General features: G+C 71.1%; 27 protein-coding genes and 2 pseudogenes. 13 read left to right on the top strand and 16 right to left on the bottom strand.

Features of this window, described 5'->3' with window-relative positions; genetic code table 11:
• Positions 1-28: 28 nt before the first annotated feature.
• Both fxlA and ACFV0O_RS03685 read right to left on the bottom strand, forming a co-directional pair.
• Positions 29-163 carry an FxLD family lanthipeptide gene (gene fxlA, locus ACFV0O_RS03690; protein ID WP_380336030.1) on the bottom strand — a complete coding sequence of 45 codons (135 nt, stop codon included), beginning with the start codon at positions 161-163 and terminating at the stop codon, positions 29-31.
• A 100-nt stretch (positions 164-263) separates the two neighbouring features.
• Positions 264-1,136 (bottom strand): TauD/TfdA family dioxygenase, encoded by an 873-nt coding sequence (locus ACFV0O_RS03685; protein WP_380335843.1) that lies wholly within the window; start codon positions 1,134-1,136, stop codon positions 264-266.
• A gap of 203 nt (positions 1,137-1,339) precedes the next feature.
• Between ACFV0O_RS03685 and ACFV0O_RS03680 the strand changes: the two genes are divergently transcribed.
• A complete protein-coding gene (locus ACFV0O_RS03680; RefSeq protein ID WP_380335840.1) occupies positions 1,340-1,744 on the top strand; it encodes an NUDIX domain-containing protein in 405 nt (134 codons plus the stop codon).
• 3 nt (positions 1,745-1,747) lie between these two features.
• Positions 1,748-2,896 (top strand): helix-turn-helix domain-containing protein, encoded by a 1,149-nt coding sequence (locus ACFV0O_RS03675; protein ID WP_380335837.1) that lies wholly within the window; start codon positions 1,748-1,750, stop codon positions 2,894-2,896.
• Between the two features lie 120 nt (positions 2,897-3,016).
• Here ACFV0O_RS03675 and ACFV0O_RS03670 read toward each other — a convergent pair whose 3' ends face one another.
• From ACFV0O_RS03670 to ACFV0O_RS03655, 4 genes are read right to left on the bottom strand one after another with little or no spacing between them, the layout of a single operon-like run.
• The gene (locus ACFV0O_RS03670; RefSeq protein WP_380335834.1) at positions 3,017-4,522 is read right to left on the bottom strand and encodes a LuxR C-terminal-related transcriptional regulator; all 1,506 of its coding nucleotides are present in this window, start codon (positions 4,520-4,522) and stop codon (positions 3,017-3,019) included.
• Positions 4,522-5,028, bottom strand: coding sequence for a LuxR C-terminal-related transcriptional regulator (locus ACFV0O_RS03665; protein ID WP_380335831.1), 507 nt, complete (start codon positions 5,026-5,028; stop codon positions 4,522-4,524). Before ACFV0O_RS03665 ends, ACFV0O_RS03670 begins: the two co-directional genes overlap by 1 nt.
• A 36-nt stretch (positions 5,029-5,064) precedes the next feature.
• The gene (locus ACFV0O_RS03660) at positions 5,065-6,522 is read right to left on the bottom strand and encodes a hypothetical protein (protein ID WP_380335828.1); all 1,458 of its coding nucleotides are present in this window, start codon (positions 6,520-6,522) and stop codon (positions 5,065-5,067) included.
• On the bottom strand, positions 6,519-6,908 hold the full coding sequence (locus ACFV0O_RS03655) for a roadblock/LC7 domain-containing protein (protein WP_380335825.1): 390 nt from the start codon (positions 6,906-6,908) through the stop codon (positions 6,519-6,521). The genes ACFV0O_RS03660 and ACFV0O_RS03655 overlap by 4 nt, the downstream gene beginning before the upstream one ends.
• Positions 6,909-7,089: 181 nt before the next feature.
• On the opposite strand from ACFV0O_RS03655, the gene ACFV0O_RS03650 reads away from it, so the two are divergent.
• Positions 7,090-7,839, top strand: coding sequence for a helix-turn-helix domain-containing protein (locus ACFV0O_RS03650; protein ID WP_380335822.1), 750 nt, complete (start codon positions 7,090-7,092; stop codon positions 7,837-7,839).
• Entirely contained in the window at positions 7,836-8,306 is a 471-nt protein-coding gene (locus ACFV0O_RS03645; RefSeq protein WP_380335819.1) for an NUDIX hydrolase, read from the top strand. Before ACFV0O_RS03650 ends, ACFV0O_RS03645 begins: the two co-directional genes overlap by 4 nt.
• Here ACFV0O_RS03645 and ACFV0O_RS03640 read toward each other — a convergent pair whose 3' ends face one another.
• The 4 genes from ACFV0O_RS03640 to ACFV0O_RS03625 all read right to left on the bottom strand — a co-directional run bounded on the left by ACFV0O_RS03640 (position 8,307) and on the right by ACFV0O_RS03625 (position 12,257).
• On the bottom strand, positions 8,307-8,852 hold the full coding sequence (locus tag ACFV0O_RS03640) for an HD domain-containing protein (protein WP_380335816.1): 546 nt from the start codon (positions 8,850-8,852) through the stop codon (positions 8,307-8,309).
• Between the two features lie 202 nt (positions 8,853-9,054).
• Positions 9,055-10,137 (bottom strand): hypothetical protein, encoded by a 1,083-nt coding sequence (locus ACFV0O_RS03635; RefSeq protein WP_380335813.1) that lies wholly within the window; start codon positions 10,135-10,137, stop codon positions 9,055-9,057.
• 222 nt (positions 10,138-10,359) lie between these two features.
• Complete coding sequence (locus ACFV0O_RS03630; RefSeq protein ID WP_380335810.1) at positions 10,360-11,214, bottom strand: IclR family transcriptional regulator C-terminal domain-containing protein; 855 nt, start codon at positions 11,212-11,214, stop codon at positions 10,360-10,362.
• A 95-nt stretch (positions 11,215-11,309) separates the two neighbouring features.
• Positions 11,310-12,257, bottom strand: a complete 948-nt coding sequence (locus ACFV0O_RS03625) for a zinc-binding alcohol dehydrogenase family protein (protein WP_380335807.1) — start codon at positions 12,255-12,257, stop codon at positions 11,310-11,312.
• A 956-nt stretch (positions 12,258-13,213) separates the two neighbouring features.
• Between ACFV0O_RS03625 and ACFV0O_RS03620 the strand changes: the two genes are divergently transcribed.
• From ACFV0O_RS03620 to ACFV0O_RS03605, 4 genes and pseudogenes are all read left to right on the top strand, one after another.
• Entirely contained in the window at positions 13,214-14,263 is a 1,050-nt protein-coding gene (locus tag ACFV0O_RS03620; protein ID WP_380335804.1) for a hypothetical protein, read from the top strand.
• Positions 14,263-14,970 carry an ATP-binding protein gene (locus ACFV0O_RS03615; RefSeq protein ID WP_380335801.1) on the top strand — a complete coding sequence of 236 codons (708 nt, stop codon included), beginning with the start codon at positions 14,263-14,265 and terminating at the stop codon, positions 14,968-14,970. The genes ACFV0O_RS03620 and ACFV0O_RS03615 overlap by 1 nt, the downstream gene beginning before the upstream one ends.
• A gap of 111 nt (positions 14,971-15,081) precedes the next feature.
• Positions 15,082-15,645, top strand: a complete 564-nt coding sequence (locus ACFV0O_RS03610; RefSeq protein ID WP_380335798.1) for a WhiB family transcriptional regulator — start codon at positions 15,082-15,084, stop codon at positions 15,643-15,645.
• Positions 15,642-16,067, top strand: a pseudogene (locus ACFV0O_RS03605) (DUF2637 domain-containing protein); the annotation flags it as partial. The gene ACFV0O_RS03610 and the pseudogene ACFV0O_RS03605, both read left to right, overlap by 4 nt.
• A gap of 39 nt (positions 16,068-16,106) precedes the next feature.
• On the opposite strand, the pseudogene ACFV0O_RS03600 reads toward ACFV0O_RS03605, so the two are convergent.
• From ACFV0O_RS03600 to ACFV0O_RS03575, 6 genes and pseudogenes are all read right to left on the bottom strand, one after another.
• Positions 16,107-16,673 (bottom strand): annotated as a pseudogene (locus ACFV0O_RS03600) (ATP-binding protein); the annotation flags it as partial.
• A gap of 92 nt (positions 16,674-16,765) precedes the next feature.
• On the bottom strand, positions 16,766-17,122 hold the full coding sequence (locus ACFV0O_RS03595; RefSeq protein WP_380335795.1) for a hypothetical protein: 357 nt from the start codon (positions 17,120-17,122) through the stop codon (positions 16,766-16,768).
• Positions 17,116-17,679: a hypothetical protein gene (locus tag ACFV0O_RS03590; protein ID WP_380335792.1), complete on the bottom strand. Its 564-nt coding sequence runs from the start codon at positions 17,677-17,679 to the stop codon at positions 17,116-17,118. The genes ACFV0O_RS03595 and ACFV0O_RS03590 overlap by 7 nt, the downstream gene beginning before the upstream one ends.
• 24 nt (positions 17,680-17,703) lie before the next feature.
• Positions 17,704-17,955 carry a hypothetical protein gene (locus ACFV0O_RS03585; RefSeq protein ID WP_380335789.1) on the bottom strand — a complete coding sequence of 84 codons (252 nt, stop codon included), beginning with the start codon at positions 17,953-17,955 and terminating at the stop codon, positions 17,704-17,706.
• 57 nt (positions 17,956-18,012) lie between these two features.
• Positions 18,013-18,432 carry a hypothetical protein gene (locus tag ACFV0O_RS03580; protein ID WP_380335786.1) on the bottom strand — a complete coding sequence of 140 codons (420 nt, stop codon included), beginning with the start codon at positions 18,430-18,432 and terminating at the stop codon, positions 18,013-18,015.
• Positions 18,433-18,868: 436 nt separating this feature from the next.
• Positions 18,869-19,828, bottom strand: a complete 960-nt coding sequence (locus ACFV0O_RS03575; protein ID WP_380335783.1) for a pirin family protein — start codon at positions 19,826-19,828, stop codon at positions 18,869-18,871.
• Positions 19,829-19,948: 120 nt separating this feature from the next.
• Here ACFV0O_RS03575 and ACFV0O_RS03570 point away from each other — a divergent pair, with 120 nt between their 5' ends.
• The 5 genes from ACFV0O_RS03570 (at position 19,949) to ACFV0O_RS03550 (ending at position 25,327) form a co-directional block, all read left to right on the top strand.
• Positions 19,949-20,437 (top strand): carboxymuconolactone decarboxylase family protein, encoded by a 489-nt coding sequence (locus ACFV0O_RS03570; protein WP_380335780.1) that lies wholly within the window; start codon positions 19,949-19,951, stop codon positions 20,435-20,437.
• Positions 20,438-20,757: 320 nt separating this feature from the next.
• Positions 20,758-21,939, top strand: coding sequence for a serine hydrolase domain-containing protein (locus tag ACFV0O_RS03565; RefSeq protein ID WP_380335777.1), 1,182 nt, complete (start codon positions 20,758-20,760; stop codon positions 21,937-21,939).
• A gap of 308 nt (positions 21,940-22,247) precedes the next feature.
• A complete protein-coding gene (locus tag ACFV0O_RS03560) occupies positions 22,248-22,979 on the top strand; it encodes a leucine-rich repeat domain-containing protein (protein ID WP_360263498.1) in 732 nt (243 codons plus the stop codon).
• A 447-nt stretch (positions 22,980-23,426) separates the two neighbouring features.
• The gene (gene thrS / locus ACFV0O_RS03555) at positions 23,427-24,638 is read left to right on the top strand and encodes a threonine--tRNA ligase (RefSeq protein WP_380336028.1); all 1,212 of its coding nucleotides are present in this window, start codon (positions 23,427-23,429) and stop codon (positions 24,636-24,638) included.
• Between the two features lie 146 nt (positions 24,639-24,784).
• A complete protein-coding gene (locus tag ACFV0O_RS03550) occupies positions 24,785-25,327 on the top strand; it encodes a hypothetical protein (RefSeq protein ID WP_380335774.1) in 543 nt (180 codons plus the stop codon).
• Positions 25,328-25,447 lie beyond the last annotated feature (120 nt).

Genomic DNA, 25,447 nt, shown 5'->3' with positions numbered 1-25,447 from the left:
GATCCTCCCGGCGACACCGCCGGGTGGATCAGTGGAAGCCGGTGGTGCAGGCACCGCACGTGCTGCCGCAGCCGTCGTCGGTGAGCACCTCCAGGCTGGCCGAGTCGGCGGTCTCGACGGTGAGGACGTCGAGGTCGAACTCGCTGCCGACCGCTTCGGGCATGGTGGCCTTGGACTCGGCCGTGATCTTCTGAGCCATGGTGGCTCCTCCTTGAGGGTTTCCCTTGAGGGACCTGGAGCCGGGGCGCGGGGTGCGCCCCGCGTCACCAGGAGATGGTGGGGCGGCAGCGCCGCCTGTTGGTGTTCGACTGCGCTGCGTTGAGGAGTTGGTTGCCCAGGCCGACGGGGCGCGCCGCGGACCACGGCGCGGGGAAGCCGGGGCCGAGGCCCAGCGCGGGGCGCGGTTCGCCCAGCGCGCGCAGTATCAGCCGCTCGCCCGAGAAGGCGGTGCGGCCGTGCAGAAGGCGGTGGTTGTCCAGCACGACGCCCTGTCCGGGGGCGAGGCGCAACCGGTGGGTGTTCCGGTCGATGGCCTGGCGCAGGGCGGGCAGGTGCACCTCGGCGTCGGGTGAGAAACGGGCGAGGGCGTCCTGCCGCAGCCGCAACCGCCATCGGCCGTCCGGCAGTTGCTGAAGGACCGGCGCGAAGAGGCCGCTCGATCCGCCGAAGTAGGCAGTTCGCTCCGCGGCGAGCACCTCGATGACGGCCGGGTGGTGCGCAGCCAGTTCAGCCAGGAGGGCCTGGCCGTCCACCAGCAGGCTCTCGCCGCCCACGTCGCCGGCCCGCGCGCACGCCAGCAGGAGCAGCCGGGGCGGGGACGGGTGCTGCGCGCACTCGGTGTGCAGGGCCAGGGCTTCGCGGCCCAGTCCGGCGAAGCCCGGCCGTCCGTCGTGGTGACCGGTGTCGCGGATGACGGTCAGCGAGTCCGGGTCGGCGTCCCGGTGCTTCCACAGCGAGGACATCAGTCGGCCGGCCGCAAGAAGCACGTCATTGCGCCCGCCCAGCCTGGCGAGCCGCAGCATCCCGTGCTCGCGCAGCACTGCTCCCGCGTGCTCGCGCGCTGCTCCGTCCAGCATGCGTGCGGTGAACTCCTCGCCGCTGGTGTCGTTGGTGCCGTTGCTGTCGGAAGACGGCATGGTGGATCCCCCTCATGGGACCGAGTGGGTGGGAGGCGACACACTCTCCACGCCCCACCGCCCCGATGGAAAGTGACAGATTGTCAAAGTGGGATCAGGGGCGGCGGGGCGCCGCGCGACCGCGCAACTGCTACCTTCGACGGGCCCGTGACCGTCTGCGCGCCCCGGAAGAAGCGATGACCGGACAGAACGAACAGCCTTACGTGCCAACGACTTTCCCGATCTCCATCAAGGGGGTCGTGCTCGACCCGCAGAAGCGAGTGCTGCTTCTGAAGAACGAGCGCCAGGAGTGGGAGCTGCCCGGCGGCAAACTGGAGGGCACGGAGACACCCGAGGAGCGGGTGGTCACCGAGATCCACGAGGAGAGCGGCTGGACGGCGACCGCCGGACCACTGCTCGACGTGTGGATGTACGAGCCGATCCCCGGCCGCAAGGTCTTCATCGTCACCTACGGCTGCACTCCCACCGACGCGCACCAGGCCCCGGTCATCAGCCACGAGCACAAGGAAGCTGGCCTCTTCCACCGCGACGAGGTGCCCGGCCTGGTCATGCCGCAGGGCTACAAGGACTCCATCGCCCGCTGGTACGAACTGCGCGACCGGGCCTGACCCGTGGCCGGGATCGACCCCCACGGCGGAATCCGGTGGCACTGGACCACGCCCAGAGCCCAGGACATCCTGCGCCGCCGCGCCCTGCCGGAGATCCTCCAGCTCTACCGCGAACTCCACGCCCTGCCGCAACAGGAACTCGCGGACCTCCTCGGCTACTCCACCAGCTACGTCTCCCGCATCGAAACGGGCTCGCGCACCATCACCGACATCGGCGCACTTCGTCACATCGCCGAACGCCTCGGCCTCCCACCGCACTGCCTGGGCATCACTGACCACACCGACGCAGACCACCAACTCGTGATCCAGCTCGCCGACTCCGTGCTGCGCCTGGCCGAGATCGCCCGCCAGGCCGGCCAGGCCACCGTCGCGGTCGCCGAGCTGTGGCCGCTGGTCGCCCGTCTGGAGGCCCGGACCGCGGACGGCCATGCCGACCTCGACACCGTGCGCCTGCTCGCCAGGGCCCGCGTCGGCCTCGGCGTCGCGCTCGGCCACGTGCTCCCTGAGGAACGCTTGGCCACCGCGGCCCGCTGGACCGGCAAGGGACTCAGCGTCGCCCGGAGGGTGGGCGATCCGGCGCTGCACGCCCACGCACTGCGTCACCACGGCAACGAACTGCGCAAGGCCGGCCTGCACCTGCGAGCGCTGGACCGGCTCGGCCAGGCGCGCGACTTCGCCCGCACCGCCACCGAACGCGCCGAGGCCGTCGTCCTGCTCGCCCGCGCCGCCGGAGCCGCTGGGAACGCCGCCGTCTTCGACGCCGCGATCGACGACGGTCGTCGGCTTCTGCACGACGTGGCACCCACCGCCCTGTTCTCCGAGTTCACCCTCCACGAGGTCCGGCTTCGGGGCCTCATGGGCACCGGCAGGGTTGCCGAAGCGGTCCGGCAGCTCGACGGAGCGCCGGCCGCCGGCCTCGGAGCGACCCCGCAGTGGCGGATCATCGCGGCGATCACCGCCGGCGAGGTGCTGCTGCGGAAAGGAGACCCGACGGGCGCAGCGCAACAGCTCAGCGCGGCGGTCGGCGAGGCGACCCTCCACCGCTTGCCGCACCAGCTCCAGCGCGTCGTCCGGGCCGGCCGCCCTCTGCCCGAGGTCAAGGAACAGGCGGACAGGGCCCTGGAACGGCTGCGAGCCGAGATAGCGGCCTGATCTCCAGCCCGACGACGGGACAACGATCAACACGGCGGACCACATCCCTTGAGTGGTGGGCAGGTACCTGGACTGCGAGTCCGGTGAGCGGTGGTCACCGCCCCTTCCTCGGCGTCGGGCTCACAGCGCCGAACCCATCGGCGCCATGACGGGGACGGACTTCGTCGGAGGCAGGGTGACGATGCCGGTGAGGAGGGCGACGGCGGCGGCATGGGCGCGGCTGTGACGCCGCGAGAGCGCACGAACGATCCTGGCCTCGACGGTGCGGGCCTCGTGCAGGCTCAGCCCGACGCCGTTCACCCCGGCCTCGCTCATCGTCCCGGTGCAGATCAGCGTGATCACGGCTCGTCCCGCCTGATCCAGCTCGGGCACGCGGTCGGGCAGTTCCGCTCGCAGCCGCCCCGTGCCGATCAGCTTCGTCGTGATCAGGCGGACGACCAGGTGTGCGTCGTCCACGGCGCCGGCACGTCGGCGCAGGTCGGCCAGACGATGTCGGACCACGTACTCCCCGGCATGGACCCGGCCGCCGATTTCGGCGATGGCCAGCCCCTCGGCGAGGAGCTCGACGATCCGCCGCTCCAGCGCGTTCAGCTCGGGCACGGGAGCAGGTCGAGGCTCCGTACTCGGAACGACGCTCGTGGTCGTCAGGACCCGCCGGAACCCGGCGTCCGCTGCCGCGGGTGCCTGATCGGCGGTACACACGACCAGGAGGTCATCGATCGTCACGCCGAGCCGGTGGGCGGCGAGCACGTAGGCGGCGGAGCCGTTGTACGCGTCCTGGCGTACGGCGCAGGACCAGGCCGTTCCCAGCCCGACCACTGCGACGGCACGGTCCGGATCGACCGCCACGGCAGGAAGCACCAGAGCGCGCGGGACGCCGAGGGCCAGCGCTTGGTGTACCAGACGTACGACGGTCGGCGCCGCCCTGGGAGGCGTGGCCCCGGCCAGAACCCCCACCAGCGACGGCACTTCCGGGAGGCCGGCCAGCGCGCCGAGGTGGACGACCAGACCGCGCGCGGACCGCAGCATCGTGACGGCGCGCACCAGCGGATCGGAGCGGTGGTCCGGCTCTGCCGGAGGCGTTGTCACGGGCCCGGATACACCGGTTGCTCCCTTCGCCCAGTGGTGCCTGGTGCGGCCTTGACCCGAATCGGCCGCCATGGGTGTGGTGAGCTCGGCCAGGGAGTCCCCGGCCGGATCGATCAGCTGGTGCTCAAGCGCTCGGCGGACAGCCACAACGCGCGTCCGCGTGCCGAAGACGTCCAGAACGGCGTCCTCGTAGAGCTCTGCCGCGTGCTCCCGGACCTCAAGCGCGCGGGCAACGTCGGGGCGATGCCCGCCCGCCGCCCAGATCCGCAGGATCAGCGTCTGCTCGTCCGTGAGGGCCGGCGCAGCGCCCACCGGGGCCGCGCGGATGAGCAGGCCGGACTGCCACGCCCGAGCGAAGACCTGGATCCGGCTCGCCGTCTCCAACCGGTCGTACGCCTGGCGCAAGTGGTTCTTGACGGTGTCGACACTCAGATTCATCGCCGCTCCGATCGCCGCGTTCGTCATCCCGAGACCGACCCTGTCCAACACCGCGAAGAGCCCCGCGGCCGGCGCCATGGACGCCGTTTCCGTCCTCATCAGACCGCCTTCGCCTGCTGCCGAAGTCGGCTGAGCTTCACGGCCGGCCAACCGACGCCGAGGGCTCGCAGCGGCACCAGGTCGCCGAGAACGGCCGCCGCGGTCGCCTGCTCCCTCGACCGGACCCCGAGCGTCCTCAGGACGGTCTGGGTGTAGGTCTTCACCGTGTTCACGGTCAGGCCCAGGCGCTCCGCGGTGACGGCTGCGTCCTCGCCGCCCACCAGTCCGGCAAGAACCGCGACGTGCTGAGCGGACAGCGGGTTGCCGGTGGGGTTCATCACGTGCGCGTCCTGCACCAGGCCCCACCCCGCGCCCAGAGCGGTGGCGTGGAAGCGCGACTTCGCGTCGACCTTCGTCAGCAGGGTGGGGATGGCAGCGCTGACCCTGACCTGCTCGATTCCGGTGGCCCGGCTGATCGTCCCGTGCAGGGCGCCGCAGGCCAGCTGTTGCAGGAGGAGGACGTCGGCCTCGGACAGGTCGGGCTTGGCGGGAAGGGAGGTGGGCATGGCGGATCTCCGGGAGAAGTGTGGGAGGAGGGGAGGCTACGGCTGGTCGAGGGCGGCCAGCAGCGAGGGCCCGATCCGTCGGGCGGCGTGGGGGCCGATGGTCAGGACCAGGTCTCCCCGCTGGACGAGGGAGGCGACCAGGGCCTCGGGACGCGGTTGTCCCAGACCGGGCTCGTGGCGGATCACCGTGTTGGTGGAACCGGCGTTGAGGATGCTCTCGGCGCCGTCGGCGCGGTGGTGGTGACCGGGGAACGTCGAGTGGACGGGCAGCAGAACCGTCCGGTCGGCGGCGGTCAGGGCGTCGGCGATCAGACCGGCGAGGGCGTTCGAGCGCAGGTGACCAGAGGGCTCGTACACGGCGACGACCGCTCCCTCGGTGAGCATCCGGGCGCCCTGGAGGTCGGCCTCGATCTCCTTCGGGTGTATGGCCCTGGATTCCAGAACGTCGATCCCGCCGCTCGTGCCGAGCCGGGTGAGCGACCGCTCGACGCCGACGAACGCGCCGAGCCCGTCGACGAGTTCGTGGCCGGGGACGCCGAGCGCCCAGCCCGCGGCCCAGGCCGCCGCCACCGCCATGGCGGAGTGCGTACCGGCGACCGGCACGGTGAAGGTGTGCTGCTCGCCGGCCGCCCGGACGGTGACGCGATGGTCCACTCCGGTCCAGAACCTCCCGAGGATCTGCACGTCCATGTCGGCGCTGCGACCGACGGTCACCACCTTCGGGCCCGGGCGCCGTCGGCGTAGCCGGTCCGCGAGCTCCTGGCATCCGGGCTGGGCGGCCCACACCACCACCGTTTCGCTCCGCCGGGCGAGTGCTTCCATGTGGTCCAGCGCCTCCTGCTGGTTCCACCAGCACGGCGGTGTTGCATCTACGGCGGTGACCAGCGTCACGGACGGGTTGAGTCCTTCGCCGAGGGAGTGGAAGCGCCAACCAGGCGGGGAGGCGTCGTGGCTGGAGTTGTCCGGGCAGAGGTCCACCACCAGGAGTTCTCCGCCGCCGTCGTAGCCGGCGGAGTCCCCCTTGGGCGCCTCAGCGAGGATCCACCCGGGGTCACGGCTGGTGAGCGCGCAGGTGAGCGCGGCGGCAGCCATGGTGGTGGAGTGGCTGCCGGCGACGGCGACCGTGGTCGGAGCCGTTGCGGCCAGCAGTTCGACGGCCCGCGCGTAGCCCAGGATGGGAAGGCCTCGGCCAGCGGCGTGGTCCGCGACCTCGTGGACGACGGAGTTGTCTCCGCCCCAGATCAGCGAGGCCGTCCCGGGGTCGGCCGTCCGAAGGCCGACACTGCACTGTTCGAGCCCTTGGAGCAGGTCGGGGTGGGAATCAGAGTGCGACGGCGAGACCGTCACCCGAGCGTGTCTCCGGGCCAGGTAGGAGGCCAGGCCTGCCACGCCGGGGGTGTGGGGGTCGAGGACGTGGACGGCCGACAGGAGGTCGGGCAGCGGCAGGGGCAGTCGGGGTGCCCCTGTGCTCTTGGCGGTGGCGGTCGTCTTCATGCCGCCTCCGTCAGAGCGAGTTCGTCGTCGGCCAGTTGGACGAGGCGGAAGGCGATCTCGCCCAGGTGGTCCGTCCTCGCGCACACCACGGCGAGCATCGAGCCGTCGGTGGCGCCGACGAGGAGCAGGGTCCGGCCGGAGCGGTCCTCGATCACGCTGTGCCCCCAGGGGCTGGACTCGGCGTTGCGGCGACCGATGATCTCGGTGCCGTGGTTGCTCACGGCGTTGAGGGCCGCCATCACGGCGGCCCAGTGGTCCGCTTCGTCGCGGTCGACGCCGGGGGAGGCACCGAGCACAAGCCCCTCGGGGCTGACGTGGATGGCGGCCAGGACGTCGGCGGCGCTGACGAGCTCGTTGACGACGGTGCTGAGGATGCGCGGGTTCATGGCAGGTCTCCGCAGATGAGCGGGTGGATTCGGGCCGGCCGACCTGATGCGGTCGAGTGACGGGAACTCAGAATGCCTGCGAGAAGAGGGACATGATCAGGTCCGAGCTGGACGTCTTGGGACGTCCTCGGTATCGTCCTGAGGTCTCAGTACGTCCCAAGACGTCCCATCCGGGAGTGCCATGGCGAACGAACGCCTCCGGTCGGCGCTGGTCGTCCGCGGAGTCACCGAGCAGGAACTGGCAGAGCACTGCGGCGTCGATGCCAAGACGGTGGAGCGGTGGATCCTCAAGAGCCGCGAACCGTACCGGCGGCACCGCCAGGCGGCGGCGGCCAAGCTGCAGACCGACGAGGACTACCTCTGGCCGGACGCTAAGTCCGAGACCCAGCGCCTTGACGAGGCCGACGCCGAGATCGTCCACGTCTATCCCCACCGTTCCTCCGTGCCACCGGAGTTGTGGCTCCAGTTCACCCAGCGTGCCGTGACCGACATCGGCGTGCTCGTCCACGCCGGCGTTCATCTCGCCGAGAATCCGCGCTGGCACCGGACGCTCACCGACCGGGCTCGGGCAGGCGTCCGTGTCCGCGTGCTGCTCGGTGACCCGGAGAGCTCGGAGGTCGCGCGGCGCGGCGAGGAGGAGGAACTCGGCGAGGGCGTCGCGTACAAGGTGCGCGAGGTCATCAAGCTCTACCGGCCGCTCTACGGAGAGCCCGGTATCGAGTTCCGGACGCACCGGTCCACACTGCACAACTCCCTGTACTGGTTCGACGACGAGATGCTGGTGAACACCCAGATCTACGGGGTGAGTGCACCGCTCACCCCGGTGCTTCACCTGCGCCGTGTCGTCGGTGCCCAGCTGGTCTCGACCTACCGGCAGAGCTTCGAGAAGGTCTGGGCCGGTGCCGTCCCGCTACCGAGGCAGGAATCGTGAGCCGTACCGACTACTTCGACGATCCGAAGGCCCCGAAGGCCCAGCGGATCGTGCCCGCTGTCACCGCGTTCGTGGTGAACGAGCGCGGCGAACTCCTCCTGGAGCGGCGCTCCGACAATGGCCGCTGGGGAATGCCCGGGGGTGTCCTGGAGATCGGCGAGGACCTTCCGGGGGCTGTCGCGCGCGAGGTGCGGGAGGAGACTGGCATCGAGGTCGAGGTCACCGGCCTCGTCGGCACGTACAGCAACCCCGGACACGTGATCGAGTTCTCCGACGGGGAAGTGCGCCAGGAGTTCTCCCTGTGCTTCCGTGCGAGGCCGGTCGGCGGTGAAATCAGTGCCAGCTCTGAATCCTTTGAGGTCCGGTGGGTTCCGCGCGAGGACCTGGAGGACTTGGACATCGCCCCAACAACCAAGCTTCGACTCGACCACGGCTTCCGGAATGAGGTGGCTCCTCACCTCGGTTGATCAGGGCCGATTTTGTTCGGCGAGTCGCTTCTCCACGCGCTCGACCATGGCGAGCAGAGTCGGCCGAGCCGTCGACACCGCCCGGTGGACGACGTGGCTCGGACCGTATCGGTTAAGGACCTCGTCGAGCCTGGTGACGGCATCGACCTCGGAGCCGTCCGGGCCGCTGGTGAGATCGCAGTAGGTGATCGCGTCCAGGAGCTCCGATGGCGGTCGGCGAAACTCCCCGAGCTCGGCCGACAAGCCGAGTTCTGCAGCCTCCCATTCCGACGAGGAATGGTAAGCGACGAGCGAGCAGACCACCGGATCAACACCCATGCGGGTCAAGTATCGTGCGCCGTCGATCATGTGTTGACCAGTCTCGACTGCAGCGGAGGCGTAGCCAACGTCATGGAGAACGGCGGCGACTACAACCAGATCCCCATCCGACCCGAGCGTCGGCGCGACCAACCGGGACCGCTCAAGGACGCGGCGGGAGTGCGCCCAGCGCAGGGGGATCCCCGCGAGCAACGATTCCGCTATCCGGTACGCAAGGCTCAGCTGCATCGCCCCAGGCTATGCCCTCCCTTACGCATGTTGGAGTGCAGGTACACCGATGGGCACTCCTCCTCCCTTGGGTTCTGGGGCCGGGGAGAGTGCCCCACAGTCACATCGACGAAGCGCCCAAGTACAGCGAGCACCAGTACGCTCCGCCGGCACGCGCAACCGGGCAGGAAATCGGGCGTCGAGCGGCGGGAGCCGGTGGATCCTAGGCGGGCGGGAAAGCCTTCGCTACCGCGTCCTGGATCCGGTTGCGAACCTCTGAGTTTGCCGTCGCCAGCACCGTGCCCGCCGAGATCATCAGCGACCACATTGCTGCCTGAGCCACGCTCGGCCGGTCCGCGACCACGGGGATCATCGGGACCAGCCAGGCGGCCAGGAGGAGTACGCAAGCCGGGACGAGCTGTGCACCGAGCCGGGCCAGAAGGCGAGGAGGGGCCGGGGCTGGCGGGGCGGTCGCCAGCAGCGCGGCCCGGTCGATGAGGGCGACCAGCAGCAGGCCGCGCACCAGCGATGCCACAACATCCGATACGTCCTCTTCGGAGCGGGCCCGTACCAGCTCCGCCTTCAACAGTCGGATGCCCTCCGCGATCCGTTCGGCCTCGACACGCAACTCCGCGCGCAGGCGCCGGTCCGCCGTATCGGTACGCTCCGGCAGTGCCAAGCAGCGGGCGGCATCGACGGCGAGGTCGTCGATGTCCTGCGTCCACTTCCGGCACGTGGCCGCCGAGCGCCAGCCGGAACGCTCCCGATGAATCCGGTGCGCCACTTCCACCACCCCGACGACGAGCCGGTCGTGGGCGTGGCAATCCTCATTCACCCGGCTCCGATAGTGCAACCACCACAGGCCCAGGATCGGGGCCTCGACAAGGACCAGCAGGGCGAACGCCCCCTTCGCGATCTCCGGGAGGTACCACGGCGCGACCGACCTCCCGTGCTGCGTCACCGCGCTGGCCCAGAGAAAGGTGGTGAAGACCAGGGTGAGAAGGGTCGCCAGCCGGACCTGGGCACCCCGGTATCGGACAGTCAGCATCCGGGCCGCCAGGGCTGTTACCGGCAGCGCGACTACGGTCGCGGCTGCGCGCGGGTTCCCTCCGAGAATCACGAGGAATGGCGGCACCGCCAGCAGGACCAGCCACGGGGACAGCCGCTGGTAGTAGTACTGGCGCTCGACGCTGATCCGCCGCTCGATCGCGGTACGCACCGGCGCGAAGGCGACCCGGTCCGCCGGGTCCAGTCCGACGAGCCGGACCAGCTCGCGGGCGGCCCGCGTGGCGGTGACCAGATCCACCTGCCGGTGCTGCGCGGCAAGTCTGCCGCGGACCCAGCTCCCGGCACCGGAGCGTACGGCGAGCCAACTCATCCCGTCCCCCTTCATGCCCGACTGGGCGGGCCGCTCGACTGCTCCGCATCAGTTTCGCGCCCACCACCGACACGCCGTCATCCGAGATTGCGCGGACGGCCTGTGGCCTCTTCCGCACGCTGCTGCGCGAGTCACTGACTGCCGCTGCAGTCAGATGGCGGCTGAGAGCGGGCTGGTGGTCAGCTCGCTGATGCTCTCAGCTGCCTTGAGGGTGTGGTAGATCAACGGACGGAGATCGGCGGGCATTTCGGCAGATCGCCGGAGCAGCAGGACGGCGCCCATGATGGAGTCGTGCCACAGGACGGGTGCGGCGACGGAGTCCCAGCCGGGCATGCACTCTTGGCGGCCGACCCCGAAGCCGAGTTGGCGGATCTCGTTGAGGGTCCCCGCGAGCGCATTGTTGTCGCGGATGACACCCGGGCCGGCGGTGGGCGGTACTTCCTCGGCGAGGACGAGGTCCTGGATGGTTCGGGGCAGGTAGGCGAGGATGACGCGCCCGGAAGCCCCGGTGCGCAGGGAACGTGAGACTGAGACGACGTCTTCGGCAGACATACCGACCTCAGCCGGGTCCAGGTCGCCGATGACGTAGTCGGTACAGAGCCGCTTCGCGCCGCCGAATGGAGCGAGGACGTAGAGCAGGGCGAGGCCGCCGGTGGCCAAGTGGAGGCGCTCCAGGATGCCGTGGGTCGACGCGGCGCCGGGGGAGTGGGCCATGGCCTGGACGCCGGCGCGGGCGGTGCCAGTGCCGAGGCGGTACCGCCCTCTTCCGACCTGCTCGAAAACGCCGTCGCTGACGCCGGTCTGCAGGATGCGGTGCGTGGTGGCATCGTCGAGGCCGGCAGCGCCTGCGATGGCCCGTAGCGGGTGCACATCGCCGGGGAGCCGGGTGAAGGCCTGCTGGACGGCGAAGGCACGCGCCGCGAGCGAGGAAGGCGGCTTGCTCGGCACGTCGCTCTGGCGCTGCTCTGGCACGGTACCGGTGGCTGGCGGGGTGCTGATCTTCATCAATGGAGGGTTCCGAGGGTTTGGGGCGCCGTTCGACGGCGGCAGGACGGCGTTCCGCGGCGACCTGTCAGGAGAGGGGGCGCGAGGAGGGGCGGTCAGCGGGCGACGTCGAGGACGACCTTGCCGGCAGTCAGGCGGGCCGCGAGGTCGTGGTGGGCCTGTCGGGCCTGGCCGAGCTTGTAGACCGGGCCGTTGAGCGGCTTGAGCCAGCCGTCCGCGACGGCCGCGAACAGCGCGCACATCGAGTCCTTGAGGTGGGTGCGCGACGGGTAGAGGTTCGGGAGCCAGAAGCCACTGACGGCCTTGGACCCGGCGAGCAGGCTGGTGATGGGCACGAGACCGTCAACCCCGGTGACGGCGCCGAAGACGGACATCCTGCCGCGCGGGGTGAGCGCGGCGAGGGTGGCGTGGAAGACGTCGCCGCCGGTCATCTCCAGGGCGGCGGAAACGGGGCCGCCCGCTGCGTCGAGGATCCGCTCGGTGAGACCCGCCGTGGTCGAGGAGTCGACGACGGCGTCCGCACCCAGCTCGACGGCGGTGCGCCGCTTGGCTTCGCTTGAGGCCATGGCGACGACCCTCGCACCCGCGTGCTTGGCGAGCTGCACGGCGAGGGAGCCCACACCGCCGGCGGCGGCCGGGACCAGGAGGGTGTCCTCGGCGGTCACCCGCAGGTCGGTGAAGAGCAGGTGCCACGCGGTGTTGCCCTGGAGCGTGAGGGCGACGGCGTCGTGGTCGGCCACGCCGTCCGGCACCTCGAAGGTGAGCTTGCGGTGGACTACCGCGGTCTCGGCGTAGCCGCCGCCGCGGCCGAGCGCGACGTAGCGGCGTCCGTCCTCGGTGCTGCCCAGGACTTCGTTCCCCGGGATGAACGGGGCCGGCATGGGAGCTGGGTAGGTGCCTTCGCGCAGATGGACGTCGGCGTAGTTGACGCCAGCCAGCCGGGTGCGGAGCCGAAGGTGGCCGGGGCGGTCGCCCGGCTCGGGCATCTCGGTCAGCTCCAGAACCTCGGGGCCGCCGAACTCCCGCACGGCTATTGCGCGCATCTTGTTCAACCCTAAATGTTGTATGTCCGCTTCTCGACGAGGCGCCTTCTCGGGCTGCCTCGGACAGCGAATATACCTGCCTTGGGAATGCGATTCTCGATGGTGCATATAGGGGTGAGGGTTGACGGGCAACAGCGAGTGGTATCCGTCACGTGACTCTTAGCTACCGAAATCGACTGCTTGCTTACAGTGAGGAGTCCTGCTCGCAGGCCATGTGGTGCTTGGGTGATCCGCTTGCGGAGCGTTGTCGGAGTGAGAGCGGAAGATCATTTCTCAGTCTCCGAAAAGGCCTCGTGTCTACTCGCGTAGATATCTGTAATTTATTGACCCATATCCCGACCTCTCCTTAATGTCGCCCCTGGCGTTATCGGCTTCCAGAGATCGCTTGATGGGGAATCACATAATGAGGATTCAGATGAATCGGAACTCGGACGGCGGCCGGGTGGGTGTGGCCCGCCTGGCGGGCGACCAGGTCGTCACCATGAGTGAGGCGAGTCTCTCGTCCTGACTGTGGCACTCGGTGGTCTGAGAACAGGGTGGACCTGTAGGCCAGAGGGGCCCTATGGTGCTGCTCCCGCCGCAAAGAGCGCAGATGGATGAGAGGGCGACGGCACCAAGGGTGCCGTCCGAGCCCTGAAATGAGACCGGCGTCCTGGAGCTACCAACTCCGGACGCCGGGTCCGACACCCCGAAGGGCGTCGGTTCACTACCACGCGCGCAGCGGGACTTCTTCGCACGAGGACCGCCGCGCGCGCTCCTACGAAGCACGGAGTATCGCATGTCTGCCGCACGCAGCGGAACCCCAACCTGCCGCCCGGATGCCGGCGTGACGCCTCGCCTTGGCGCCAGGCTCCCGGACGTGATCCCGGGCGCTGCCTGGACCCGCCTGCACCTCCGGGGCCTCGCCGACGGACAGCCCGCCGTCCGTGCGAACGACGCGGTTCGGGGCCGCTGACATGGCGCGCATTCGCTCGGTCAAGCCGGAGACCTGGGTCTCCGAGACGCTGGCCGAGGTGCCCATCCCCGCGATGGTCACCTTCCTCGGCATGACCAACCACGCCGACGACCACGGCCGCCACCGCGACAATGCCGCCATCGTCTACGGCCTCGTCTGGCCGATGCGCGAGGAGATCGGCCGCGCTGACGTCGAGGACCACCTTCAGCAGCTCGCCGCCGTTGGCGCGATCTGCCGCTACACCGGCTGCGACGGCCGTCGGTACTTCCACTACCCGACGTGGCGCAAGCACCAGAAGATCGACAAGCCGTCGCTCAGCCGTCTACCCGCGTGCCCGCACTGCGAGCCGGAGCGGTGCGGCGTCTGCAAGGGCCCCTGTATCCAGCAGGCCGCCCTCGCCGGCACCCCGGGGCCCGGAGTCGAGGCCGCCGCGAGTGCTCCCCGAGTGTTCGGCGAAACCTCGGCGAACACTCGGGGAGTACTCCGGCAGCCGCGCGAGCACTTTCCGGAGCCCCCGGTGCAAACGGATCCGGGCGCCTCCGAAGCAGTCGCCCCGGCGATCGAGGCTGAGCCCACGCCGGTTCCGGCTCCCTGTAAAACCGAAGGTCAGGTGGCCTTCGGCGAAGCCTCCCCGAAGGTTCGCCGAACCCTCCCGGAGTCCTCGGCGCCTGGATCTAGGATCTTGGATCCTGGATCTTCTTTCCCTACGGGGCGCGAGGCGCCCGACGCGGACACCGTCTCGGCCGGCCAGCTGATCGACGAGTACGTCGCCGCCTGCGCCGAGCGTCCGCCGGGCAGCGTGCTCGGCCACCTCGGCAAGGTCGTCAAGACCTTGCTGGACGAGGGCATCGCCGCCGAGCACGTCCGTTCCGGGCTGCACCGGTTCGCCGAGATCCAGGGCCACCCGTCCCGGCTGCCGAGCCTGGTCAACGACGCCATGAACGCACGAGGTACCGGTTTGGCGCGGCCGGGCTTTCGGCCTAACGTGCCCGCTCACCAGGCGTGGACCAACCCGGTCGATGCTGTCGCCGCCTACGCCGAGAAGCTGTGATGCGTACTCACCGCGACCCGCAGGCCCTCGCCGACGCGCCCTCGGTGCTCGACCGGATGGCCCGCATCCTCGCCGCCCGGGGCATCGACCAGCACGTGGTCGACGCCCTCCCGGACGAGCCGGGGCCGTACTCGGCGGAGGAAGCACTGTCGGTCGGGTTGCCGCCGCGCTACCGCGACGCGCTCGCCCAGCACCCCGATGTCCTGGCATGGGTGCGGCAGGTGGTGGCCCAGGCCACCGCCCCGAGCCTCGGCGCCCGGCGCCAGGTCGCCATCGGCCCCAGCCTGCTGATGGCCGGAGTCATCGGCGCCGGGAAGACCCACGAGGCGTACGGCGCCGTCCGCGCCCTCGTGCAGGCCGGCATCGGGGTGCGCTGGCGCGCCACCACCGCCGCGGACCTCTATGCCGCACTGCGGCCGAACTCGGACACCGACGCCGAGCGGGTCCTCGCCACCTACAGTCGGGTGCCGCTGCTGATCCTCGACGACCTCGGCGCCGCCAAGTCGAGCGAGTTCGTCGAAGAGCAGACCTACCGGCTGATCAACCGTCGCTACAACCACATGCTCCCGACCTTGATCACCAGCAACCTGCCGATCAAGGACCTCCGCACCTGCCTCGGTGACCGCGTCACCTCCCGACTCGCCCAGATGACCACCCGGGTCAGCTTCGAGCCGGTCGACCGCAGACGCCTCCAGCGCGCCGCCTGAGCCACCGCCGCGCCCGGCCGCCCCACGGCGAGCTGCTCACCCTTCACCGACCCAGCGCACCTCTCCGCCGACGCCGACCTCGCACGCGGAGAGCGATCGGAGCAACCCCGCATGACCACCACGATCCGCCCCGTCCGCCACCGCACACTCGGCGACCAGACCTGGCAGGACCAAGCCGTCTGCACCCCGAGCGAGTACAACCCCGTCGACCCCGAGGTGTTCTTCCCCGGTCCGGAGGACACGGCCGCGATCACCACCGCCAAGGCGCTGTGCGCCCAGTGTCCGGTCGCCCGCGCCTGCCTGGACGCCGCGCTGGAGACGGGCGACTCCCACGGCATCCGGGGCGGCCTCACCGAGGAGGAGCGCGAACCCCTGCACACCAGGCTCAGCGAACGCCTCGACTACAGCCGGGTCAACGCCGTGCTGGCCGGTCGCGACATCCACATCACCCGCGCCGAGCGCCGCGCCGTCGTCCTCGCCGGATACCGCCAGGCCGTGTCGGTCGAGCGCCTCGCCTGGCTCCTCAAGATCAGCCCGGAGCACGCCCTCAAGCTCTACCGCGAAACCCGCCGCGCGATCCGCCACCGCCAGATCGCTGAACAGGCCACCCGCACCGCCGCCGAACAGGGCGGCACCGACCAACTGCACCGCGACGACTTCGGGACGGCCGCATGAGCACCACCACCGCGACCACCCCGAACTCCGTGCACGTCACCGGCTGGGACCGGACCGTCGTCATCGCCCTCGGCAGTGCGGGCTGCGCGCTCTCGTACGACGCGCTGCAGCAGATGGCCGTCGCCATCCACGTGAGGGGCCTGCTCACCTACGTCTTCCCGCTCGTGATCGACGGCTTCATCGCCTACGGGGTGCGCGCCCTGCTCGTGATGCGCGACGCCCCGATGCGGGCCCGCGCCTACGTCTGGCTGCTCTTCGGCACGGCCACCGGAGCGAGCCTGTGGGCGAACGCCCTGCACGCCGTGCGGCTGAACGAGCAGAGCGCCACCGCCGGTCTGCGGCTCAGCGACTCGGTGGTCGCGGTGCTCTCCACGATCGCCCCGCTCGCCCTGGCCGGCGCCGTCCACCTCTACATCCTCATATTCGGTGAAGGGTGAGTTCGTGGCGACCGCGGTGGCCTTGCGCTCCTCGCGTTCGGTGAAGATCTGGAACAGCAGCTTGGCGCCCTTGCGGTCCAGGTTGAGGTAGCCGAACTCGTCCAGGCAGAGAAGGTCGATCTTGCTGTAGCGGGCGATCACGGAGGACAGGCGGCGGCTCGCGTCGGCCTCGGCGAGCTCGTTCACCAGCGCGCTGGTGGTGGTGTAGCGGACCGACAGGCCGGTCTCGGCGATCGCGGTGCCGATGCCGATCAGCAGGTGAGACTTGCCGGTGCCGGAGTCGCCGATCAGCACCAGCGGCCGGCCCTCGCGGACCCAGGTCGGGGATTTGAGGTCCGCGACGACCTCGGGGGTGACGTTGGGGTTCTTCTCGAAGTCGAGGTCCTCCAGCCGCTTGGGCCGCGGGAAGCGGGCCAACCTGAGCAGCCGTTGTTGGCGGCGAAGGTCCCGGTCGGCGAGTTCGACCTGCAGCAGGGCCAGCAGGAACTGCTTGTAGGTGGCCTGCTCGCGCCGGGCGGTGCTGGCCAGGTCGATGAACCGTTCGCGGAACGCCGGAAGGCGAAGCTCGCGGCATGCCTCGTCGATGAGCATGTCCTCCGGGTCGCCGGGCAGCGACATCCTGCGGCCGGGGACCTTGCCGGTGTCCTGCTCGTCGTCCTGGTCGGTGACGGTGATGGTCGGCCTCATGCGCCGTGGCCTTTCTGGGTCCGGCTGTCGCGGCTGGCGACCGGGCTCAGCAGCCGGTCGTACTTGCTCATGTCGGGCAGTGCCTGGCGCGGGTCGGGCGGCAGACGGCGCGCGTGCAGGGAGATCACCTGGGCCCCGCCGTCCGCAGGGGCGATCGTGGAGCCGTCCGCAGCCGCCTCGTCGGGGCCGGCCAGGAGCTCGGTGTCGTGAGCGTCGGTGCCCTCCATCGCCTTGCGGGCCTCGATCGCGACCATGTCGGTGGAGACCGACCCGACCCGCAAGCAGGTCTCCATCGCCGCGACCAGCGCCTCCGGCGGGAGCTGGCGGTGCAGCAGCAGCACCTCGATCAGCATCCGGTGCCCTCACGGTCGCCGGCCCTGGTCTTCGCAGCCGCCCAGAACGCCTCGTGGACCTTGGTGAAGCCGCCCTCCGCGCGGGCCTGCGCGAGCGCGGAGGCCCCGGCGAACGCGCCGGGCTTGGCCAGCAGGATCTCCAGGTAGTGGTCCAGCGGGTCGTGGTAGGTGTAACGGCGCGTCAGGCGCGGGTGGCGGGCGACGACCTTGCGCCCGTCGAACACCCACAACTCGTTCGCCCGCAGCTTGACGCGCACCTTGGCGCCGATGAACTTCGCCGGCGCCGAGTAGTAGCACTGCCGCACCGTGATCCGGGAGTTCCTTGCGACCGTCGGGCTCAGGTCGATCCCGCAGTCGTAGTCGTCCGCCGGCAACGGCCGCAGCCGGTCCCGCTCCGCCTCGAAGTCGAACCCGATCGACGTCGGCCGGCCGTGGATGTGCCGGGCGTCCTCCGCGACGTCGATCGCGGCCATGCGCTCGTTCAGCTCCGCCAGCGACTCGACCGCCGGCAGCGGGACCAGGTGCTTGCGGCGGAACCTGCCGCCCTCGTGCTCCACCCCGCCCTCCTCGTGCGCTCCGTCCTAACTGGGCGCGCAGTAGAACGCCGAGAACTGGTACCAGGACTTGAACGACGCCCACCGCGCCGACTCCAGCCGCGAGCGCCCGAACAGCACCTGCTTGACCGCCGGCTTCAAGCTGTCGTACCGGATGTGCACCGACGGCACCCCGCCCAACACGGTGAACGCCTTCACGTGCCCTTCCAGGAACGCCCCCTGGGACGTGGGTCGGTGGACGGCCTTGCCCGAGTAGGACAGCCGCAGCGTGAACAGCACGCACTTGCGCCGCTGCCCAGCCAGGTCCAGCCAGAAGTCCGCGAAGTCGACCTCCGCCTACTCGCCCGGCCTCTTCGCCTGCGGCAACATTCCGTCCAGGCGCCGACGGCCCTCCAGCGCCTCCGCACGGATCTCCGGGCGCCGCTTGGACACGTAGTCCCAGACCGTGGTGGGGCGGCCCAGCTCGAAGTCGTGCTCCGCAGCCAGGCGCTCGATGATCCGCGGAATCGCGTGTTTCTGCTTCGCCGATGCCTCCAAGTCCTCGCGCAGCATCGCGTCGATGAAGCCCTTCACCGGCTCCAGCACGCTCTTGCGCGGCGGCGGCGACTTGCGCTTTGGTGGCACCGGCGACTCCAACGCCTTCTTCACCGTGTTCCGCGACACCTTGAACCGCACGGCGATCTCCCGCCCCGACAGCCCCTGCTCACGCTTGGCCCGGCGGGTCCTCTCGAACAGCCACTCACGTGACCTGTGCACCAGCGGTCTCCCTGACCTGGACCGTGATCAACAGGCACAACGTGACGGCCAGACGGCGCAAGCCCCCGCGATTGCTCCGAAGGCGGCATGTTCCACACCATCACACGGGTTGGCTCCCAAACTCACCGGAGAACCGCTGGCTCCCCGACAGAGCGAAGTCGTGGCTCTACTTCACCCCGATAAAAACACGCGGCGGTACCCAACGGTGACTTCCCGGGCTCCGTGAGTGCTCCGGTCTGTTCTGATGGACCGTCAGCAAACTCAGCATTGAGTCAGCATTGGTCCTGTCAGGCGCTGTCGTGGATGGTCGAACGGTGTCACGTGTCGAGTGCGGAGGCGACTGTCGACAGGGGCGCTTCGGGGTGGGCGGAGGGAGGCTCCGGCTCAGGGGTGCGGCGGACCCGGCCGCCGCACCCCCGATCGGCAAACGCCCAGGTCAGCGCACGTTTCCCCGGGGCTTGAGGGGGATCCCGGGGAGTTCCGGGGCGGGCAGGCGGTCGCCCGGGTAGCCCTGGACCTCGCCGAAGCGGGCGGGGTTGTCGGAGCTCATCCATTCCTCGCGGGCTCGGGTGATGTCTTCGTGGGACCGCCCGATGAAGTTCCACCACATGACGATCTCCTCCTGGAAGGGTGTGCCGCCGAGGAGGACGGTCCGGGCGTCGGTGTCGCCGGTGTTGGTGAGGGTGACGGTGGTGGCGCCGGGGGCCAGGTAGCCGAGGTCGTTGGGGTGGAGCGGGGTGCCGGCGAAGCGGACCTCGCCGCGGTCGACCAGGAGGCCGTGTTCGAAGGCGGGGTCGACGGCGAGGGTGACGGTGGCGTGCGGGCGCAGGGTGATCTCGGCGCCGAGCAGCGGGCTGAAGGTGGGGACGGGGGAGGTGTCGCCGGCCAGGGTGCCGAGGAAGACCCGGGCCTCGCCGCCGTCGAGCCGCACCGGGGTCGGGGCGTGGTGGTGGAAGTCGCGGCCGGTGTGCCGGTGTTCCTCGGGCAGGGCGACCCACAGCTGGACGCCGTGCAGGGTGGTGGTGGCCGGGGTGGAGACCTCGGAGTGGGCGATGCCGTGGCCGGAGGTCATCAGGTTGACCTCGCCGGGGCGGACGTAGGCGTGGACGCCGAGGCTGTCCCGGTGTTCGATCTCGCCGGTGAACAGCCAGCTGACGGTCTGCAGCCCGGTGTGCGGGTGCGGGGCGACGTCCATGCCGCCGGTGTCGGCGACGTCGTCGGGGCCGTAGTGGTCCACGAAGCACCAGGCGCCGATCAGGGTGCGGGAGCGCTGCGGCAGGGTCCGGCGTACGGTCATGGCGCGCGGGCCGCCGAGGGGGACGTCCCGCGGGGACAGGACCTCCACGCGCGGGTCGGCGGCGTGCGGCTCGACGAGGTCGGTCTCGGTGGTGCTCACGGTCGGGGTCCCTCCCAGGTGCGGGGTCGTGCGCTGGTTCTGCGGGCATGATAGTTCTATATTCAACTATCATGCCATGGCAGAGTGGCGGGCGACAGCGATCAAGCCTAAGGAGTCCAGGTGAGTGATGTGACGGTGGTCCCGACGGACCGGCGGGTGTTCATCGACAAGCAGAGCCCCCAGGCCTACAAGGCGCTGGTCGCGGCCGCCGAGGCGACCCGCGAGGTGGCCGCGGAAGCCGGCCTGGACCGTCGGCTGGTCGAGCTCGTCAACCTCCGGGTGTCGCAGATCAACGGCTGCGCCTACTGCCTGAACGTCCACACCAGGGCCGCGCTGCGCGAGGGCGAGACGACCCAGCGGCTGGGCGTGCTCCCGGCGTGGCGCGACACCGAGGTGTTCGACGCGCGGGAGCGCGCCGCCCTCGCGCTGGCCGAGGCGACCACCGACCCGGCGGACGCGGCCCTCCAGGCGGCGGCCTACGCCGCTGCGCGCGAGGTGTTGGGCGAGGCGGAGATCTCCGCGGTGGTGTGGGTCGCGATCACCATCAACGCCTTCAACCGGGTGTCCATCATGAGCAAGCACCCCGTCCGTCCGGCGCCGGCGCGGTAGCGGTACGAGCCGGAGGGTTCCGGGCGGGACGGGCCCGAGCCGGAGGGTTCCGGGCGGGACGGGCCCGAGCCGCAGCGGTTCGAGGAGGGGTTCTCCGCCTTTCGGCGTAGGCCCTCCTATGGGGGGTGGACGGACGGTTCCTCCCGGCGGTGGATGACCGACCGTCAGGGCGGCGGCGAAGCTGGGCTTCGAGGGCGAGGGAGTGCTCGCCGCGCTGAGGGTGGGGACACATGGAGCAGGGTGGGGGGCGTACGAAACGGGGCGCGGGGCGCGCGCGGCGGGGTGCGGGCCGTACGGCGCGCCGCGCGGGGTCCGCGCTGGTGGCGGCGGTCTGTCTGGCACTGGCCGCGCCGGTCGCCTCGGCGGGTGCCGCCGAGGTGGACGGCGGACAGGGCGCCGCCGGACAGCAGGAGACCGCCGGCCGCCGGACAGCGGCGCTGCGGGCGGTGACCGGGGCCGGCGCCGTCTCGGCGATCGCCGAGGTCAGGGACCGGAACGGGGTCTGGCGCGGCGGATCCGGCGTCTCCGACCTGGCCACCGGCGCGCCGGTCCGGACGGACGGGCGGTTCCGGGCCGGCAGCATCACCAAGGTGTTCACCGCCACCACCGTGCTCCAGCTGGTGGGGGAGGGCCGGATCGGCCTGGACGACCCGGTGGAGCGCCACCTGCCGGGACTGCTCCCGAACGGCGCGGACATCAGCGTGCGCCAGTTGCTCGACCACACGTCCGGCCTCTGGGACGCGACCAACGAGAAGGGCGGCGTCTTCCCCGACCTGGGCGACCCGGCGGTGCTCCGGAACTGGCTGGACCAAGGCGGTCTGACCAGGACGATCACCCCGGCCCAGGTGGTCGCGGCCTCGGTCGCGCACACACCCGCCTTCCCTCCGGGCGCCCGCTTCGGCTACTCCAACGTCAACTACACCCTGCTCGGCATGATCATCGAGCGGGTCACCGGGCACGGGTACGCGCAGGAGATCACCGCACGCATCCTGCGCCCGCTCGGGCTGACCGGGACGTACTTCCCGGGGACGGCGACCGACATCCGGGGCCCGCACGCGCACGGCTACCTCACGCTCCCCGAGGGCCCCGGCCCGGCGGACCGCAGCGACCGGGACGTCACCGTGGCGAGCGTCTCCTGGGCGAACTCGGCGGGCGAACTGATCTCCACCCTGAGCGACCTGGGCCGCTTCGAGCAGGCCCTGACCGGTGGCCGGCTGCTCCCGCCGCAGCTGATGAAGGAGATGACCACGACCGTCCCGATCGAGGCCGACGGTCATCCCACGGGCCTGAGCTACGGGCTCGGACTGGCCCGGTGGCAGCTCTCCTGCGGGGTGGTCTGGGGGCACGACGGCGGGGTACCCGGCTACAGCTCGCAGCTGTGGAACTCGGGGAGCCGGCAGGTCGCGCTGTCCGTCACCCCGCGCGGCGACGGCACGCAGCTCCAGGCGCAGGCGGTGGCGGAGGCCGGCTTCCTGGAGCAGGCCTTCTGCGGCACCCGGTGACGCCATCCGGGTGCGCCGACGGCCCCGGCGGGGTACCTCACTGACCCCGCGGGGGCGTGTCACCGTCCGGCCCGTCCGCCTGGGGGAGTCCTCGACGCGAGTGCTCGACGGCGAGCCCTCCACGAGGAGCCCCAGACGGGAATCCGAGAGGGAATCCTCGATGCGCGGACGGGCCGGAGTGGCCGCGCGTCCGGGTCGGCTGCCACCGGCGGTCCGCGCCGCGATAACCTCGCCGGGTTCCCGGAGGCCCCGCGCCACCGCGTCGTGGACGGCACCCTCCGGCTTCCGCAGACCCGAGGAGTGCCGCAGTGACGGACGTGACGTTGAACCTCTGGCGGCAGCCGCTCGGCGAAGTGCCGGCCGGGGTGTGGGACCGCACCGACCTGACGGTGCTCATCCTCGCCGACACCGGGATCGCCGAACTCCCGCCGGAGATCGGACGGTTGACCGGGCTGCGCACCCTCGACCTCGGGCACAACAAGCTCGCCGAGGTGCCCGCCGAACTGGGCGCCCTCACCGGGCTGGGCGACTTCCTCTACCTGCACGACAACGCGCTGACCGCCCTGCCGGACACCCTCGGACGGCTCACCGCGCTGCGCTACCTCAACGTCGGCGAGAACCGGCTCACCGAACTCCCCGCCACCATCGGCGAGATGGCCTCCCTGGTCGAACTCCGGGCGCAGCACAACCGGCTCGGCGCGCTACCCGAGGAGATCGGCAAGCTCGGAGCGATCCGCGAACTCTGGCTTCAGGGAAACGAGTTGAGCGATCTGCCGGACTCCGTGGCGGGGCTCACCGAACTGCGCGAGCTGGAACTCAGGGACAACTCCCTCACCGCCGTCCCGGCCGTGCTCGCCGGACTGCCGCGGCTGCGCCGCCTCGACCTGCGCGGCAACCGGATCACCGAACTGCCGCGCTGGCTCGGCGAACCGGGCGCGCTGCCGGCCCTGGAGAAGCTGGACCTGCGGTGGAACGACGTCCGGCCGTCGGCCCGACTGCTGGACGCGCTCGGTGCGCGCGACTGCGTGGTCCTGTACTGACGTTGCTTCGTACGGGCGACGCACGGCGCTGACGTCGCTACGTACGGGCGATGCACGGCGCTGACGTCGCTGCGTACGGGCGCCGTCCGGGCCGGGGCCGTCCGTCGGAAGCCGTTCGGAGGGGCCCCGCGCCGGCCGGTCGACCTGCTACGGTTGATCACATGAAGCGCGCTGCACTCGCCACGACGACGCCGGAAAGAGTCCCGGCGCGCTGACTGCTGACCTAGTCCGAAGCCCCGGGGCGAGTGCCCCGGGGCTTCGTCGTTCCCGGCTCCACTCGCCCGCAGCACCAGAGTGGAGACCACCACCGTGAACGTGAACCCGCAGCACGGCCACCGCGAGCCCGACCGCACCGCGCAGAGCCGCACCGCGCACGACCGTCCCGCGCACGACCGCACCGCACAGAGCCGCACCGCGCAGAGCCGCACCGCGCACGACCACCGCAAGCTGGGCCGTGAACTCGACCTGTTCGACACCGACCCGCTGATGGGCTCCGGCCTTCCTTACTGGCTGCCGGACGGCGCGGCCGTCCGGCACACCCTGGAGGAGTTCATCCGCGGCCGCGAGCGCCGGGCCGGCTACCGCCACGTCTACTCACCGGTGCTCGGCAAACGCGAGCTGTACGAGATCTCCGGCCACTGGGCGCACTACCGCGAGGACATGTTCCCGCCCATGGCCCTCGGCTCGGAAGAGGTGGTGCTGCGGCCCAGCCTCTGCCCGCACCATGCGCTGATCTTCCGTTCCCGCTCCCACAGCTACCGGGAACTCCCGCTGCGGATGGCCGAACTGGGCGGCATGTACCGCTCCGAGCCGTCCGGGGTGCTGGGCGGGCTGACCAGGGTCCGGGCGATCCAGCTGAACGACGCCCACGTGTTCTGCACCGCGGAGCAGGCCGCCGACGAGGCCGTCGCCGCACTGGAGCTGATCCGCGAGGCGCACGCCGCGCTCGGCATCGTCCCGGTCCGGTACCGCCTCTCGCTGCCCGGCGCGGGCGGCAAGTACGTGGCGGATCCGGCGCTCTGGGAACGCGCCACCGCGCTGCTCACCGACGTGCTGGAACGCTCCGGGGTGCCGTTCGAGGCGGCGGAGGGCGAGGCCGCGTTCTACGGGCCCAAGATCGACGTGCAGATCGCCGACGGCGCCGGACGCGAGTTCACCCTCTCCACCGTCCAGGTCGACTTCCACCAGCCCGAGCGGTTCGACCTGCACTACATCGGCCCGGACGGCGCCAGGCACCGTCCGGTGATGGTCCACCGCAGCGTGATCGGCAGCGTCGAGCGCGTGGTCGCCCACCTGATCGAGCTGTACGGCGGCGCGTTCCCGGCCTGGCTCGCGCCCGTCCAGGTGGTGCTGCTGCCGGTCTCCGACGCCGAACTGCCGCAGGCCGAACGGCTCCGGCAGCGCTGCCTCGACCTCGGTCTGCGCGCCGAGGTCGCCGGGCCCGAGCGCGGCACCCTCGGTGCCCGGATCCGGGAGGCGCGGCTGGTGCCGTACCAGGCGGTGATCGGCGCCAGGGAGGCCGGGGACGACCGGGTCGCGCTGCGTCTGCGGAACGGCCGGAGGCTGGAGCCGCTGCCGGCCGAGGAGGCGTGGGCGCGGATCGGCGCACGGGTGGCCGGGTGCGGCGCCGAGCTGTGGGAGGACGGCGCCGTGGGGTGAGCGGGCCGTCGCGCAGGCGGTGGCATCCGGAGGACCAGTGCGGTGAGCGGTGTGTCGGCCGGGCCGTGGACGCCGGCCGCCCGTCGAATGGGCGCGGTGGCCGAGTCCACGGCCGCCGCTGGCCCCACCCGTCCCGGAGGTTCCCGATGCGCACCCCCCGAAGACTCGTCGCCCCCGTCCTCGCCGGCTGTCTGGCCCTCGCCGGGGCGGTCGCGGCCGCCCCGGCCGACGCGACCCGGCTCCGACCGCTGCCCGTGCCCGACGTCCGGTACTGCGCCGCCGTGGTCGGGCACGCGCCGGGCGCGGGCGGCGGCTCGCCGCTCCTCGGGCGTTCCTGTTCGCCGGACTCCCTGGCCGACGCGCTCGCCCTGGCCGACGGCCGCACCCGTACGGCGGAGCAGCCGGCCGACCGCACGCTCCTGCTGGAGGAGTTCAAGGACGTCGGCTACGGCGGCGGCGTCATCTACGCCTTCTACGGGGACGCGGGCGGCTGCGACGCCACCGGCTACCACCTGGTGAACTACTTCGACGTGGCGCTCAACGTGTCCTCGATGAAGGGCTACGACAACTGCAACGCCGCCCACCTCTGGTCCACCCTCGACGTCGAGAAGACCGTGGACCTGCCGGCCCCGGCTCTCGGGGCGAACTTCAACGACGCGGTGCGGGAGCTGCAGGTCTTCCACCGCTGACGGGGCGGGCCGACGGGCGGGGGCGGGGGGGGGTTGGGGACCCCCCAGAAAACAGAAAAAAAATGGGGGATGGGGGGAGTGAGATCGACGCGGGACGACGGCCCCGGGTCGAGCTCGCGG

It is taken from the genome of Kitasatospora sp. NPDC059577 (genome assembly GCF_042735475.1).
Taxonomy (GTDB): Bacteria; Actinomycetota; Actinomycetes; order Streptomycetales; family Streptomycetaceae; genus Kitasatospora.
Note: the sequence above shows the minus strand (reverse complement) of the source record. Positions and strands in the feature narration are given on the sequence as shown.

Bases quoted from the DNA above. Each gene is read 5' to 3' on its own strand.
- ACFV0O_RS03630 (WP_380335810.1), bottom strand. From the start codon at position 11,214: ATGAAGATCAGCACCCCGCCAGCCACCGGTACCGTGCCAGAGCAGCGC.
- ACFV0O_RS03650 (WP_380335822.1), top strand. From the start codon at position 7,090: ATGGCGAACGAACGCCTCCGGTCGGCGCTGGTCGTCCGCGGAGTCACC.
- ACFV0O_RS03640 (WP_380335816.1), bottom strand. From the start codon at position 8,852: ATGCAGCTGAGCCTTGCGTACCGGATAGCGGAATCGTTGCTCGCGGGG.
- ACFV0O_RS03550 (WP_380335774.1), top strand. From the start codon at position 24,785: ATGCGCACCCCCCGAAGACTCGTCGCCCCCGTCCTCGCCGGCTGTCTG.
- ACFV0O_RS03655 (WP_380335825.1), bottom strand. From the start codon at position 6,908: ATGAACCCGCGCATCCTCAGCACCGTCGTCAACGAGCTCGTCAGCGCC.
- ACFV0O_RS03615 (WP_380335801.1), top strand. From the start codon at position 14,263: ATGCGTACTCACCGCGACCCGCAGGCCCTCGCCGACGCGCCCTCGGTG.
- ACFV0O_RS03665 (WP_380335831.1), bottom strand. From the start codon at position 5,028: ATGCCCACCTCCCTTCCCGCCAAGCCCGACCTGTCCGAGGCCGACGTC.
- ACFV0O_RS03685 (WP_380335843.1), bottom strand. From the start codon at position 1,136: ATGCCGTCTTCCGACAGCAACGGCACCAACGACACCAGCGGCGAGGAG.
- ACFV0O_RS03620 (WP_380335804.1), top strand. From the start codon at position 13,214: ATGGCGCGCATTCGCTCGGTCAAGCCGGAGACCTGGGTCTCCGAGACG.
- ACFV0O_RS03625 (WP_380335807.1), bottom strand. From the start codon at position 12,257: ATGCGCGCAATAGCCGTGCGGGAGTTCGGCGGCCCCGAGGTTCTGGAG.
- ACFV0O_RS03660 (WP_380335828.1), bottom strand. From the start codon at position 6,522: ATGAAGACGACCGCCACCGCCAAGAGCACAGGGGCACCCCGACTGCCC.
- fxlA (WP_380336030.1), bottom strand. From the start codon at position 163: ATGCCCGAAGCGGTCGGCAGCGAGTTCGACCTCGACGTCCTCACCGTC.
- ACFV0O_RS03670 (WP_380335834.1), bottom strand. From the start codon at position 4,522: ATGAGGACGGAAACGGCGTCCATGGCGCCGGCCGCGGGGCTCTTCGCG.
- ACFV0O_RS03595 (WP_380335795.1), bottom strand. From the start codon at position 17,122: ATGCTGATCGAGGTGCTGCTGCTGCACCGCCAGCTCCCGCCGGAGGCG.
- ACFV0O_RS03610 (WP_380335798.1), top strand. From the start codon at position 15,082: ATGACCACCACGATCCGCCCCGTCCGCCACCGCACACTCGGCGACCAG.